This is a genomic window from Serratia sp. CC22-02, from assembly GCF_900182895.1.
Taxonomy (GTDB): Bacteria; Pseudomonadota; Gammaproteobacteria; order Enterobacterales; family Enterobacteriaceae; genus Serratia; species Serratia nevei.
The window spans coordinates 18,913-32,107 of the sequence record NZ_FXUD01000017.1 but is presented as its reverse complement, the minus strand read 5'-3'; the positions used below and the strand labels follow the sequence as shown (position 1 = coordinate 32,107).

Below are 13,195 nucleotides of genomic sequence, written 5' to 3'. Positions count from 1 at the left end.
TGGCGTAGGCGGCGAACTTGTCGTTCCAGGCCGCTTCTTTGGCCTGACCGGCTTCTTTGGCGTCCCACTGGGCGTAGATGTCCTGCGGGATTTCAAAGGCGGCGTATTTCCAGCCCAGCGCTTCGCGGGTGGCGGCCACTTCGGCGGCGCCCAGCGCGGCGCCGTGCACGTCATGGGTGCCGGCCTTGTTCGGCGAACCGAAGCCGATAACGGTCTTGCACATCAGCAGCGACGGCTTGTCGGTCACCTTGCGGGCTTCTTCAATCGCGGCCTTGATGGCGTCCGGGTTGTGGCCGTCGACGTTGCGCACCACGTGCCAGCCGTAGGCTTCGAAACGCAGGGCGGTGTCGTCGGTGAACCAGCCGTCGACGTGGCCGTCGATGGAGATGCCGTTGTCATCGTAGAAAGCGGTCAGCTTGCCGAGCTTGAGGGTGCCGGCCAGAGAGCAGACTTCGTGCGAGATGCCTTCCATCATGCAGCCGTCGCCCATGAAGGCGTAGGTGTGGTGGTCAACGATGTCGTGGCCCGGGCGGTTGAACTGCGCCGCCAGGGTGCGTTCGGCGATGGCGAAGCCGACGGCGTTGGCGATGCCCTGGCCCAGCGGGCCGGTGGTGGTTTCAACGCCCGGGGTGTAGCCGTACTCCGGGTGCCCTGGGGTTTTGGAGTGCAGCTGACGGAAGTTTTCCAGCTCGCGCATCGGCAGGTCATAGCCGGTGAGGTGCAGGAGGCTGTAAATCAACATGGAGCCGTGGCCGTTGGAGAGCACGAAACGGTCGCGGTCAGCCCAGTGCGGGTTAGTCGGGTTGTGGTTGAGGTAGTCACGCCACAGGACTTCGGCGATGTCCGCCATGCCCATAGGGGCACCCGGGTGGCCGGAATTTGCTTTTTGTACGGCGTCCATGCTGAGTGCGCGGATGGCGTTGGCAAGCTCTTTACGAGAAGACATAACGAAACTCCAGTACGGTTACAGTTGAGCGACCAACATGTCTTCCAGCTTCTGCTGGTCGACGGCGAACAGGCGAATGCCTTCGGCGAGTTTTTCCACCGCCATGGCGTCCTGATTGTGCAGCCAGCGGAATTCCGCTTCGGCCAGCGGGGCAGGTTGGTGGAAGCCCTCGGTAGACGGGGTCAGCTTGCGCTCGACCGGCTGGTCGCTGTTTTTCAGCTGTTCAAGCAGGTTCGGCGCGATGGTCAGGCGATCGCAGCCGGCCAGCGCCAAAATCTGCTCAACCTTACGGAAGCTGGCGCCCATGATCACCGTCTGGTAACGATGACGCTTGTAGTATTCATAGATGGTACGCACCGACTTCACGCCCGGATCCTGATCGGCATCGTAGTCGGCGGCAGGCTGTTTGGCCTGGTACCAGTCATAGATGCGGCCGACGAACGGCGAGATCAGATACACGCCGGCTTCGGCGCAGGCGCGGGCCTGGGCGAAGGAGAACAGCAGCGTCAGGTTGGTGTTGATGCCTTCTTTTTCCAGCTCTTCGGCGGCTTTGATGCCTTCCCAGGTGGAAGCCAGTTTGATCAGGATGCGCGATTTGTCGATGCCCTGTTCCTGATACATGGCGATCAGCTTGCGCGCTTTGGCGACGCACATGCCGCGATCGAACGACAGGCGGGCGTCCACTTCGGTGGAGATGCGGCCCGGCACGCTTTTGAGGATCTCGACGCCGATATTGACCGCCAGCTTATCGCTGGCGTTGATCAGCTGGGTTTCCTTGCTGCCGCCCTGACGACGGGCGTAATCCAGCGCTTCGGCGATCAGCGCCTTGTACTGCGGCAGCGCGGCGGCTTTCAGGATCAGCGAAGGGTTGGTGGTGGCGTCCTGGGGTTCGAACTGGCGGATGGATTCGATATCGCCGCTGTCGGCGACCACCGTGGTCAGCTGCTTGAGTGCGTCTAATTGATTCATTAATAAGCTCCTTGACCAAGCTCAACGTAGGGAAATGAGAACCTTTTTCATCATAGGGGGAACACACTGCATCATCGGGTCGGGAATGAAAATGCGCTTTTTCTGATTGTTGCGATGGATAATAACAATGAATGCCGAATAAACCCAGGCGGGGCGCGGCTTGCGGCGGTGGCAGGCGAAGGGGGCGGTAGCGCAAGAGCCAAAAAAAGAAGGGTTCAGCGCCAGGCTGAACCCTCAAAGATCGTCTCATTTGGCCGATTATTTGCTCAGGTTGACATCGATCGCCTGGTAGAAGGCGTTGGCGGTGTCGGCTATATCCCACACGGCAAGGATCACGTGCGAACCGCTGCGGTCTGCCGGTATATTGCACTGGTGGGTCACCTGTGCGGCTGGGATGGCGCCGCCGTCGTTGAACTGGCAGAACGGCGTCAGGTCAAAGGAGGCGCGGGTCAGCGGCTGGGAAGCGTCCCAGTTCGGTTTGGTGATGAAATAGCGCCAGCTGGTGGTGCTGTGACGCGCGGTCAGCTTCCAGGTAAAGGAGTTTGGGCCGGTTTTCAGGTTGAGCTTGTTCCAGCGCGTCGGCGTTTGCTGATCCAGTTCGAAGAAGGTGGACTTGTCGGCGCTGGCGATATGGCCGTCAGCCGGGCCGGCCTGCGGGAAGCCTTTCAGGCCTTCGACGCTCTGCGGTTCATACTGCACGCTGCCGCACTGGGTGTTGAGCTGCAGTTTGCACTGATAGGCACGGCTGGCCGGCGATTCGACGTAACCGTGGGCATTCGCCTGTTGCGAAACGCCGAACATGGCCGCGCTCAGCAGGCCCAGAGAAAGCAGGGTACGGGAAGTTTTGTTCATAAGTCACTCCTGACTGAAATTATGTTGTAAGTTGAGCGTATTTCACCGACAAAATGAGAGGCTAATAACGCAATTAGAAATAACCCTGTTTGTCGGCTTGTTTTATTTTTATCATTCTGGTTGTGCAGCAGAGCGGAATGTTTTAGCGGCTATTAACGAAAATTATTATGATGACGATCTTTGATCGTTAGGCTGAACTTATTTAACTGTCACAGTGTAAAAGCACGGCGCCATGATGAAATTTATATCATGTAGTGATGAATAGTATTTAAGATAGCGCTCTCATTTATGAAGTATATTGCTTGTTGCCTTGAGTACCCTTGTTCGACTTGATCGATTTTTGTGCGCCACCACCTCGGGAATTTAGTGTCATTTTTCTTATTTTATTTTAAAGAGGAATTTGTATGACTAGATTATCCCTGGACGCGATTAAAATAATCAGCACCATCAAGAGCACCGGCTCTTTCTCTATGGCGGCGGAGGCGCTGCATAAAACGCCTTCGGCGATCTCTTATCGGGTTTCCAATATTGAAAGCAAACTCTGCGTGAAACTTTTTCATCGCAATGGCCCCATGATTACCCTGACGGATGAAGGGGAATTTCTCCTGCAGGAGGGCAGCTGGATATTAAATGCGGTGCAGGATCTGGAAAGCCGTGTGCGTAACATCCCCAAGCTGGACAATAATATCCGCCTGGCGGTAGACACCTTCTTCCCGCTGGAGACCCTGACGCAGGATATCCGCGATTATATTCAGCATTGCCCGAACGCCAATATCTCGGTGCAACGGGAAGCGTTGAACGGCACCTGGGATGCGCTGAAGAACAACCGGGCGGACCTGATCATCGCCATCGGCCAAATTCCCGACAGCGTACAGGCCAAAACCCTGATGCTCGGCAAGCTCAACTTTGTGCTGTGCGTGTCGCCCTCGCACCCGTTCGCGGCGCAGAGAAAGCCGGTGTGCAAGAAGCAGCGCTTGAACGACATCGTGGTGGTGATCGCCGACAGCAGCCATGAGCTGCCAAAACGCAATCACGGCACGCTGCCTTTGCAGCGCCAGCTGGTGGTGTGCGACGTGGAAAGCAACCTGGCGCTGCTCAAACGCGGCATCGGCCACGCTTTTCTGCCGCCTGCGCTGATCGAAAAGGAATTGGCCAGCGGCGAACTGGTGACGGTGCCGGTGGAGATGCAAAAGGGCGACGAAATGATTTGGCTGGCGTGGCATCCGGCCAGCAAGGGCGCCGGGTTTAGCTGGTGGCATGAGCGGCTGACGCGCAAAAGCGATGTTTACAGCCTGATGGGCCGGGAAGTGGTGCGGGATGGCGGCTATCCTTGGTGCCACAACTGAAGGAATAGAGACGAAGGGACGCGAAAATCAAACGGTTAATTCAATGAAAACCCCGCAGCGTTCGGCTACGGGGTTTTTTTATGGCTTACGCCACGCGGCCTACCTTCAGCCAGGCGCTGTCGGAGCCGGGCGCCGAGGTGATATAGCCCCACTTGGTCTGCCAGACGTAACCCTGATAGGACACCAGCGCGCCCTGCGCGTAAATGGTGCCCGGCACGTAGGCCGGTGCCGTCATGATCGGCAGGTTGCCGGGGCCGACGCCGGTGTAGCGCAGGCCGGTGCCCATATCCAGCTGGCTGTCGTCGTAGTCCGCGGCGTTGAAATAGCGATCCAGCGCGGCCAGCAGATCGCCGTTGCGGTTGTCTTGCCCCAGATGCCAGAACATCACGCCGCCCAGCTGCTGCTGCTTGATGTACTTCGCTTTGTATTTGAAGCTTTCGGCATCGTCATAGGTGACGAACAGCCCGTTCTGCGCATGATACAGGTAAGGGGTTTTGGTCTTGTCGTTCCACAACCGCTGATAGCCGTAGTTGCCCTGCAGCATCTGCTCCAGCTGGCGATAGGAGGCGATGCGCGGATCTTTGTCGCGCACGCACTCTTCGCAGCCCACCAGCCAGTAGTCGGTGCTCGGATACGGATCTTCGCCCGGCGTGCTGTGGCTGCTGTACTGGCCGCCGTTGCTGCCGCTGACGCCTTTGAAGGCGCGGCCGTAGAAGGGGACGCCCATCACGATCTTGGCGCTCGGCACGCCTTCCATCATCAGGTGTTGCTGCACCGCGGCGTCGACCGTCAGGTTGAACGGGCTGGGGAAGGCGCGGGTCAGCTCTTCCCAGCTCCAGCCCAGATTGGCTTCGCGCAGCGCGTTGTAGAAGGTCGGCCCGGCCGCGTCGCCGAACAGCGCCGCCTGGTGGTTGGTGATCTTCTCCCAGGGGCCGGCCAGATCGTAGGTCATCAGGTTGATGTAATCGAGCGGCGCGACGATCTGCGCCAGCTTGCTGTAATAGCGCGACAGGAAGAAGGCGCCGCCGGCGCCGGCGATGGTCAACTGATACGGCAGCGCCTGGCGGCCGTCGGCGACGGTTTGCTGATTCAGCAGGGTGCGGATCTCTTGCAGCGCGGCGATGAAACCCTCCACTTCTGAGGCCTGCGGGTACTCCCAGTCGATGTCCACGCCGTCGAAGCCGTAATCCTTCATGATGCGCACGCAGGATTGGGCAAACTTGGTGCGCGACGCCGGGGTTTTCACCGCGTTGACGTAGTTGGCGTGCGACACGCCCAGATCGTTGGAGTAGTACCAGCCGCCGATGGAGAACATGATGCGCAGGCTGGGGTTGTGCGCCTTGAGCGCGGTCAGGCGATTGACCACATCACGCGCCTTGGCGTCGTTGGTGGCAGGATCCCAGGCGCATTCCAGATTGCTGTTGATGTCCAGGAACGAGAAGTTGATGTGCGTCAGCTGTTTGGCTTTGGCCGGCGTGATGTTGGAAACCGGGAACGGCACGACGGACGTATCGGACTCGGTGTAATTATTGATTTGGTTGGTTGGAATAAAATAATACCCAATAACGGCTTTGCGTGTGGACATGATATTTCTCCAGAGTGGATTTTTTTATGATGGGGAACTATTTCCCGCAGCCATTAATGTTTATTTTTGGTGAAAACAAAAGTCGAAATAAATCACGATAACAATGAATTTTTATTCACTGCCGTACACATTGGCGGTTATGCGTTGTGCCAGCGCTCAGCATGAATGAATTCGACCATAGGGTCTGTATTTATTCATTTGCTTTGTCATAGCATCCTTAACTAGATTCTGATTATCCGATGTCCCACCGGCCGTGATTGGCATTTAATTAAAAATAAAAAAGGAGATGAGCTATGTCCAGCATAGAGCCTGACGCTGTTGGCTTAATAGTCCAGCGAGTATGTGAATATCTTCAGCCGGTATTAAACGCCATTTTGGCCGGCGTAATGGCGTTATTGCACGGTGCCTATCGCAACGTGGGTATTCGGCGGCGTTTATTGAATGCGGCGATGTGCGCGTTATTGGCCTGGACGGTGCGCGATGCGCTGGCGCTGATGGGCCTGGAATTAAAGTGGGCGAATTTAGCCAGCGTGCTGATTGGCTTTATGGGGGCGGATTACATCAATGCCTTAATTAAGAAATTCATTGGCAAAAAAACGGGGTTTAAAAATGTTAAATGACATCGAAGATATTCGTTTTACCGCCCGCAGCGAAGAGAACCTGCGCGGCGTACACCCGGATCTGGTGCGCGTTATTCGTTTGGCGCTGCGTTATTCGCTGGTGCCGTTCTCCGTCAGTGAGGGGCTGCGCAGCATGGCGCGCCAGCGGGAAATGGTGCGCGCCGGCAGCAGCCAGACATTACGCAGCCGCCATTTGACCGGCCACGCGGTGGACGTGGTGGCGATGCCGGCGGGCGTGGTCTCCTGGGAGTGGGATTACTACGCGCAGATTGCGGTGGCGGTGCGGCGCGCGGCGCGTGAATGCGGGGTTAACGTCGAATGGGGCGGCGAGTGGAAAACCCTCAAGGATGGCCCGCATTTCCAGCTGGCGTTCCGGGATTACCCGGCATGAGTGGCTGGCTGCAAAAACTGATGCAGGGCGGGTTGCTGCTGCTGTTGCTGGCGGCCATCTGCCTCGGCGGCTACAGCTCGCTGCTGTCGCACCAGTTGGCGTCTGCGCGGCAACAGGCGGCAGAGCTGCAGAGAAGCCTGGCGCAGCAGGCCGGGCTGATCGCCACCCTGCAGACCCAGGATGCGCAAAACCGTGCGCTGATGGCGGCGCAGCAGCGGCAGGAACGGCAGCTGCGCCAACAACACGAGGCCTATCAGAGGAAATACCGTGAAGCGATTAAAAACGATCCCTGCGCCGCTCAGCCTCTGCCTGGCGCTGTGCTTGAGCTCCTGCGCCCGGCCGCCGGTGCCGCAGGCCGTGCCGCTGTTGCCCCCTGAGTCGGTATTCGCGCCCTGTGAGCAACCGCAGCTGCAAGGGGAGACCTGGGGCGACGCGGTAAGCTATACCCTGGCGTTACAAACCTCGTTACACATTTGCGCCGGCCAGGTGGAGACGCTCAACGCCTGGCGCGCCACGCTGCCGCCACGCTGACGACGGCGTTTCTGTGCGCGTCCCGCAGACCTTCTTTTTTTACTTTTAAAACGGTCTTTCGGCCAAGGTTATGGCCCGCTTCAAAGTTTGTGATGTTTCTCTCACTATACTTCAAGGCTGCGCCCTGTCATTGTACTTGGGCGCCACGGCCCACGGCAGGGCGCAGCCTCAAAGCCTTACCTCAACATAAAAGCAAAAAACAAAGGAATCCATAATGGACGAACAGCTCAAACAGAGTGCCCTTGATTTCCATCAGTTTCCTGTCCCAGGGAAGATCCAGGTTTCCCCTACCAAACCGTTGGCGACCCAGCGCGATCTGGCGCTGGCCTATTCGCCGGGCGTCGCCGCGCCTTGCCTCGAGATCGCCGAAGATCCGCTGGCGGCCTACAAATACACCGCGCGCGGCAACCTGGTGGCGGTGATTTCCAACGGCACGGCGGTACTGGGTCTGGGCAATATCGGCGCGTTGGCCGGTAAGCCGGTGATGGAAGGCAAGGGCGTTTTGTTCAAGAAGTTTTCCGGTATTGATGTGTTTGATATCGAAGTGGATGAGCATAACCCTGACAAGTTAATCGACATTATCGCCGCGCTGGAACCGACCTTCGGCGGCATCAACCTGGAAGACATTAAGGCGCCGGAGTGTTTCTACATCGAACAGAAACTGCGCGAGCGCATGAAGATCCCGGTGTTCCACGACGACCAGCACGGCACGGCGATCATCACCACTGCGGCGGTGCTCAACGGCCTGCGCGTGGTGAAGAAGAATATCTCCGACGTACGCCTGGTGGTGTCCGGCGCCGGCGCGGCCTCCATCGCCTGCCTGAACCTGCTGGTGGCGCTGGGGCTGCGGCAACAGAACATCACCGTTTGCGACTCCAAGGGCGTCATCTATAAAGGCCGCGACGCCAATATGGAGCAGACCAAAGCCGCCTACGCCATCGAGGATAACGGCCAGCGCACGCTGGGCGACGCCATCCCGAATGCCGACATCTTCCTCGGCTGCTCCGGCCCGGGCGTTCTGACGCAGGATATGGTGAAAACCATGGCGCGCGATCCGCTGATCATGGCGCTGGCCAACCCGGAACCGGAAATTTTACCGCCGCTGGCCAAAGCGGTGCGCCCGGACGCCATCATCTGCACCGGCCGCTCCGATTACCCGAACCAGGTGAACAACGTCCTGTGCTTCCCGTTCATTTTCCGCGGCGCGCTGGACGTGGGCGCCACCACCATCAACGAAGAGATGAAGCTGGCCTGCGTGCATGCCATCGCCGATCTGGCGCTGGCGGAGCAGAGCGACGTGGTGGCTTCCGCCTATGACGACCAGGATCTCTCCTTCGGCCCGGAATACATCATTCCGAAACCGTTCGATCCGCGTCTGATCGTCAAGATCGCGCCGGCGGTAGCCAAGGCGGCGATGGATTCTGGCGTGGCGACGCGCCCGATCGAAGACTTCGACGCCTACGTCGAGAAGCTGGCGGAGTTCGTCTACAAAACCAACCTGTTCATGAAGCCTATCTTCTCGCAGGCGCGCAAAGAGGTGAAGAGGGTGGTGCTGGCGGAAGGCGAGGAAGAGCGCGTGCTGCACGCCACGCAGGAGCTGGTGTCGCAGGGGCTGGCCTTCCCGATCCTGGTCGGCCGCCCGAGCGTGATCGAGATGCGCCTGAAAAAGCTGGGCCTGCAGCTGACGCCGGGCAAAGATTTCGAAGTGGTAAACAACGAGTCGGATCCGCGCTTTAACGAATACTGGGGCGAGTACTACCAGATCATGAAGCGTCGCGGCGTCTCGCAGGAACAGGCGCGCCGTGCGGTGATCGGTAACCCGACGCTGATCGCCGCCATCATGCTGCACCGCGGCGAAGCGGATGCGATGATCTGCGGCACCATCGGCAGCTATCACGAGCATTACGACGTGGTGAAGAACGTGTTCGGCTTCCGTGAAGGCGCGCACGTCGCCGGCGCGATGAACGCGCTGCTGCTGCCGAGCGGCAACACCTTTATCGCCGACACCTACGTCAACGACGATCCGACGCCGGAGCAGCTGGCGGAGATCACCCTGATGGCGGCGGAAACCGTGCGCCGCTTCGGCATCGAGCCGAAGGTGGCGCTGCTGTCTCACTCCAGCTTCGGCTCTTCCGACTGCCCGGCGGCGCGCAAGATGCGCAAAACGCTGGAGCTGGTGAACGAGCTGGCGCCGGAGCTGGAGATCGACGGCGAAATGCACGGTGACGCCGCATTGGTGGAAAGCATCCGTCACGATCTGATGCCGGACAGCCCGCTGAAAGGCTCGGCCAACCTGCTGATCATGCCGAACATGGAAGCGGCGCGCATCAGCTACAACCTGCTGCGCGTCTCCTGCTCGGAAGGGGTGACCGTCGGGCCGGTGCTGATGGGGGTCGCCAAGCCGGTGCACATCCTGACGCCGATCGCCTCGGTGCGCCGCATCGTCAACATGGTGGCGCTGGCGGTGGTAGAAGCCCAGACCGAACCGCTGTAAGCCCGGGTTGAGTGACTGGCCCCCTGCGCCGTTGGCGCCGGGGGCTTTTTTTTATGCCTTGCAGCGTGCGGCGATGGCGCGGATATCCTGCGGGGTGGTGCGGCAACAGCCGCCGATCAATTGCGCGCCGAGCGTGCGCCACTCCGTCGCCTGATCGGCCAGGCTGCCGTGCTCGCCGCCGCAGGCGTGCCAGGTTTTGCTCACCGCATCGTAGTGCTCGCCGGAGTTGGGGTAGACCAGCAGCGGTTTGTCGGCCAGCGCGCCCAGTTGGCGCAGCGCCGGGGCGACCTTGTCCAGCGCGATGCAGTTGATGCCGATGGCCAGCACCTGCGGGTTGCCGCGCAGCGCGGACAGGACCTCCGTCAGCGGCGTGCCGTCGCTGAGGTGTTGGCTGTCGCGCAGGGTGAAGGCGAACCAGGCGCCGAGCGTCGGGAATTCCTGCAGCAGCGTCAGCAGCGCCTGCAGTTCGGCGAACGACGGCAGCGTTTCGCAGGCCAGCAGATCGACGCCGGCGGCGGCCAGTGCGGCGAGGCGCGGGCGGTGGAAGGCGATCATGTCATCCTGCGCCAGCCGGTAGTCGCCGCGGTATTCCGAGCCGTCGGCCAGATAGGCGCCGTACGGGCCTACCGAGCCGGCGATCAGCAGCGGCGCGGCCTGCGGGTGCGCCGCCAGATAATCGCGGCGCGCGCGTTGCGCCAGCTGCACGCTTTTGGCGATCAGCCCCAGCGATTGCTCCTGATCCAGGCCGCGGCGCAAGAAGCCCTGCGGCGTGGCCTGATAGCTGGCGGTGATGGCGCAGTGGGCGCCGGCGTTGAAATAATCGAGATGCACCTGATAGATAAGCTCGGGATTTTCAATCAGCACCTTGGCCGACCACAGCGGATCGGTCAGATCGCAGCCGCGCGCTTCCAGCTCGGTGGCCAGCGCGCCGTCCAGGATCAGCGTGGGGTGTTCGGCCAGCAGGCGGGCGACGGGGTTGTTAACCGACATGTTGTTCTCCCAAAGCGGTTTTTTGCCCGGCGCGCCGGGTCAGGAAATAGGTGAGGTAGCACAAGGCGACGAACGGCAGCCCGCAGTAGAGCGCGATGCGCTGCTCCGGATCGAACGCCAGCCCGATGCAGGCCAGTAGGCACAGCGCGAAGCCGAGGATCGGCGTCAATGGGTAGCCGGGCGCACGGTATTTCAGGCCGCTTATCGGCTGGCCGCTGCGCAGGTAGGCGCGGCGGAAAGCAAAGTGGGCCGCGCAGATGCTTAGCCACACCGCCACCACCGCAAAACCGGAGATCGCCGACAGGGCGACGAACACCGTGTCCGGTGCGATCACGCTGGTCAGCAGCGCCAGCACGCCGCCGAGCATGCTGAAGGTCAGGGCGTTGATCGGAATGCCGCGCGCATTGACGCGCGCAAAGTAGGCCGGCAGGGTGCGCTGGTGGGCCAGCGACCACAGCATGCGCCCCGAGGCGTACAGGCCGGAGTTGGCCGCCGACAGGATGGCGGTCAGGATCACGAAGTTGAAGATATCGGCGGCGTAAGGCACGCCGATGCGTTCAAACACCAGCACGAACGGGCTTTTGACGATCCCCGCCTGATCCATCGGGATCAACGCTGCCAGCACGAAGACCGTACCGATAAAGAACAGCATCAGGCGGATCACCGTAGTGCGGATCGCCAGCGGCACGACTTTTTCCGGGTTCTCGGTTTCACCGGCGGCGATGCCGATCAGCTCCGTACCGGAGAAGGCGAAGTTCACCGCCACCATGGTCATCAGGATCGGCAGCGTGCCGTGCGGCAGCCAGCCGGAAGCGGTCAGGTTATGCAGGAACGGCGCCGGCGTGCCGTCTTTCATCGGCAGCAGGCCGAACATGGCGGCGCCGCCCAGAATGATAAACGCCAGAATGGTCACCACTTTGATCAGCGAAAACCAGAATTCGCTTTCGGCGAAAAAGCGGGTGGTCACCACGTTGAGCAGGAAAATGGCCGCGCAGAAGATCAGGCACCACAGCCACACCGGCGACTGCGGGAACCAGTACTGCATGCAGAATCCGGCGGCGGTCAGGCTGGAGCCGAGCGCCACCGTCCAGGTGAGCCAATACAGCCAGGCGACGGCATAGCCGGTGGCCGGCCCCAGATAGCGCGAAGCATAGACGTGAAAAGCGCCGGTTTCCGGCATCGCCACCGACAGCTCGCCCAGGCACAGCATCACCAGATACACCACCAGCGCGCCGATCAGGTAGGCCAGCAGCGTGCCGAGCGCCCCGGTGGTGGAGATGATGTAGCCGGTGTTGAAAAACAGCCCGGTGCCGATCACGCCGCCCAGCGACAGCATCACCAGGTGCCGGGCCTTCATGCTGCGTTTGAACTGTCCTGCGGCGGGTGCCGATGGTTGCATAATAATCTATCCGTATAGACGTCTAAATATCTGAATGGCTATTGGTTATACCCGCAATGCTTTTTCAACGCAATGCGCAGCCGGCGATCGGCGCGTAAAAAAATCGTTAAGTCGGATCTATATGCAAATGATAATTATTATCTATAATGTCGCCATTTTCGATAATGGGGCAACATGATGAGATACCTGATTTTATTGGCGGCGTTGGCGCTCGGCGCCTGCAGCCAGGCGCCGGTGAAGGCGCCGGCCAACGACGTCGCGAGTTTGGGGAGCATCACCGATCTGCACAGCGGCGCGACCCTGACGCCTGAGCAGCTGTTGACGCGGCTGGCGCAGCAGCCGCGGGTGATCCTGGGGGAGAAGCATGATAATCCTTACCACCATCAGATTGAGCAATGGCTGGTGCAGCAGCTGCCGCTGCGGCGGCCGCAGGGCAGCGTGCTGATGGAGATGATCAACCCGAACCAACAGGCGCAGGTCGACAAGGTCAAGCAGTGGTTGCAGAGCGATCCCACGGTGCGTGACGGCCGCGTAGCGGAGCTGATCGCCTGGCAGCCGGGCTGGAAGTGGGAGCTGTATGGCGGGGTGACGATGGCGGCGATGCGCGCGCCTTACCCGCTGTGGTCGGCCAATCTGGATCGCAGCGAGATTACGGCGTTCTATCAGCAGCCACAGTTCCCGGCGGGGCAGCTATCGGCGCAGCCGGCGGTGCGCAAGGCGCTGGAAGAGACCATCCGCACTTCGCACGGCGGCAAGATTGAGGCCGACCAGCTGCAGGCGATGTTGGCGATCCAGCAGCAGCGCGACCGGCGCATGGCGGAACGTCTGCTGGCGGCGCCGACGCCCGCGCTGCTGATCGCCGGTGGCTATCACGCCGCCAAATCGGTGGGGGTGCCGCTGCACGTGCAGGATCTGCAACCGGCGGCGGCGCCGACGGTGCTGATGTTGGCGGAGCTGGGCGTACAGGTCGATGCGAACACCGCAGACTACCTGTGGATCACACCATCAGTGAAATGAATACGTTAAGACAGTGAAAAGGGGTGTTAATTATATTTGCAAATGATTATCATTA

The 13,195-nt window shown here is 60.3% G+C and carries 13 protein-coding genes; 7 read left to right on the top strand and 6 right to left on the bottom strand.

The window, feature by feature from the left end; genetic code table 11:
* The 3 genes from QOL81_RS25235 to cbp21 all read right to left on the bottom strand — a co-directional run.
* Window positions 1-946 (bottom strand): thiamine pyrophosphate-binding protein (locus QOL81_RS25235; protein WP_465165736.1); only part of this gene is annotated, 946 nt, incomplete at its 3' end.
* An 18-nt stretch (window positions 947-964) separates the two neighbouring features.
* Complete coding sequence (gene tal / locus QOL81_RS25230; RefSeq protein WP_060419797.1) at window positions 965-1,915, bottom strand: transaldolase; 951 nt, start codon at window positions 1,913-1,915, stop codon at window positions 965-967.
* A 258-nt stretch (window positions 1,916-2,173) separates the two neighbouring features.
* Window positions 2,174-2,767: a chitin-binding protein/chitosanase CBP21 gene (cbp21, locus tag QOL81_RS25225; protein WP_004936574.1), complete on the bottom strand. Its 594-nt coding sequence runs from the start codon at window positions 2,765-2,767 to the stop codon at window positions 2,174-2,176.
* Window positions 2,768-3,171: 404 nt separating this feature from the next.
* Between cbp21 and QOL81_RS25220 the strand changes: the two genes are divergently transcribed.
* Window positions 3,172-4,113, top strand: a complete 942-nt coding sequence (locus tag QOL81_RS25220; RefSeq protein ID WP_038881234.1) for a LysR family transcriptional regulator — start codon at window positions 3,172-3,174, stop codon at window positions 4,111-4,113.
* An 85-nt stretch (window positions 4,114-4,198) separates the two neighbouring features.
* On the opposite strand, the gene chiB is transcribed toward QOL81_RS25220, so the two are convergent.
* Window positions 4,199-5,698, bottom strand: coding sequence for a chitinase ChiB (chiB, locus tag QOL81_RS25215; RefSeq protein ID WP_197652359.1), 1,500 nt, complete (start codon window positions 5,696-5,698; stop codon window positions 4,199-4,201).
* Between the two features lie 293 nt (window positions 5,699-5,991).
* Here chiB and QOL81_RS25210 point away from each other — a divergent pair, with 293 nt between their 5' ends.
* From QOL81_RS25210 to maeB, 5 genes are all read left to right on the top strand, one after another.
* Window positions 5,992-6,318 carry a phage holin, lambda family gene (locus QOL81_RS25210; RefSeq protein ID WP_004936551.1) on the top strand — a complete coding sequence of 109 codons (327 nt, stop codon included), beginning with the start codon at window positions 5,992-5,994 and terminating at the stop codon, window positions 6,316-6,318.
* A gap of 10 nt (window positions 6,319-6,328) precedes the next feature.
* Complete coding sequence (gene chiX, locus QOL81_RS25205) at window positions 6,329-6,709, top strand: L-Ala D-Glu endopeptidase ChiX (RefSeq protein WP_171893667.1); 381 nt, start codon at window positions 6,329-6,331, stop codon at window positions 6,707-6,709.
* Window positions 6,706-7,086 carry a DUF2570 family protein gene (locus QOL81_RS25200; RefSeq protein WP_060439257.1) on the top strand — a complete coding sequence of 127 codons (381 nt, stop codon included), beginning with the start codon at window positions 6,706-6,708 and terminating at the stop codon, window positions 7,084-7,086. The genes chiX and QOL81_RS25200 overlap by 4 nt, the downstream gene beginning before the upstream one ends.
* Window positions 7,067-7,240, top strand: a complete 174-nt coding sequence (lysC, locus tag QOL81_RS25195; protein WP_033635476.1) for an Rz1-like lysis system protein LysC — start codon at window positions 7,067-7,069, stop codon at window positions 7,238-7,240. The genes QOL81_RS25200 and lysC overlap by 20 nt, the downstream gene beginning before the upstream one ends.
* Before the next feature lie 214 nt (window positions 7,241-7,454).
* Window positions 7,455-9,734 carry an NADP-dependent oxaloacetate-decarboxylating malate dehydrogenase gene (maeB, locus tag QOL81_RS25190; RefSeq protein ID WP_016926766.1) on the top strand — a complete coding sequence of 760 codons (2,280 nt, stop codon included), beginning with the start codon at window positions 7,455-7,457 and terminating at the stop codon, window positions 9,732-9,734.
* Window positions 9,735-9,785: 51 nt separating this feature from the next.
* Here maeB and mmuM read toward each other — a convergent pair whose 3' ends face one another.
* A complete protein-coding gene (gene mmuM, locus QOL81_RS25185) occupies window positions 9,786-10,724 on the bottom strand; it encodes a homocysteine S-methyltransferase (RefSeq protein WP_060419807.1) in 939 nt (312 codons plus the stop codon).
* On the bottom strand, window positions 10,714-12,123 hold the full coding sequence (mmuP, locus tag QOL81_RS25180; protein WP_047730133.1) for an S-methylmethionine permease: 1,410 nt from the start codon (window positions 12,121-12,123) through the stop codon (window positions 10,714-10,716). The genes mmuM and mmuP overlap by 11 nt, the downstream gene beginning before the upstream one ends.
* A gap of 177 nt (window positions 12,124-12,300) precedes the next feature.
* On the opposite strand from mmuP, the gene QOL81_RS25175 reads away from it, so the two are divergent.
* Window positions 12,301-13,140, top strand: a complete 840-nt coding sequence (locus QOL81_RS25175; RefSeq protein ID WP_283440131.1) for a ChaN family lipoprotein — start codon at window positions 12,301-12,303, stop codon at window positions 13,138-13,140.
* The last annotated feature ends 55 nt before the right edge of the window (window positions 13,141-13,195 follow it).

Bases quoted from the DNA above. Each gene is read 5' to 3' on its own strand.
- maeB (WP_016926766.1), top strand. From the start codon at position 7,455: ATGGACGAACAGCTCAAACAGAGTGCCCTTGATTTCCATCAGTTTCCT.
- mmuP (WP_047730133.1), bottom strand. From the start codon at position 12,123: ATGCAACCATCGGCACCCGCCGCAGGACAGTTCAAACGCAGCATGAAG.
- cbp21 (WP_004936574.1), bottom strand. From the start codon at position 2,767: ATGAACAAAACTTCCCGTACCCTGCTTTCTCTGGGCCTGCTGAGCGCG.
- QOL81_RS25175 (WP_283440131.1), top strand. From the start codon at position 12,301: ATGAGATACCTGATTTTATTGGCGGCGTTGGCGCTCGGCGCCTGCAGC.
- mmuM (WP_060419807.1), bottom strand. From the start codon at position 10,724: ATGTCGGTTAACAACCCCGTCGCCCGCCTGCTGGCCGAACACCCCACG.
- chiB (WP_197652359.1), bottom strand. From the start codon at position 5,698: ATGTCCACACGCAAAGCCGTTATTGGGTATTATTTTATTCCAACCAAC.
- QOL81_RS25200 (WP_060439257.1), top strand. From the start codon at position 6,706: ATGAGTGGCTGGCTGCAAAAACTGATGCAGGGCGGGTTGCTGCTGCTG.
- tal (WP_060419797.1), bottom strand. From the start codon at position 1,915: ATGAATCAATTAGACGCACTCAAGCAGCTGACCACGGTGGTCGCCGAC.
- QOL81_RS25210 (WP_004936551.1), top strand. From the start codon at position 5,992: ATGTCCAGCATAGAGCCTGACGCTGTTGGCTTAATAGTCCAGCGAGTA.
- QOL81_RS25220 (WP_038881234.1), top strand. From the start codon at position 3,172: ATGACTAGATTATCCCTGGACGCGATTAAAATAATCAGCACCATCAAG.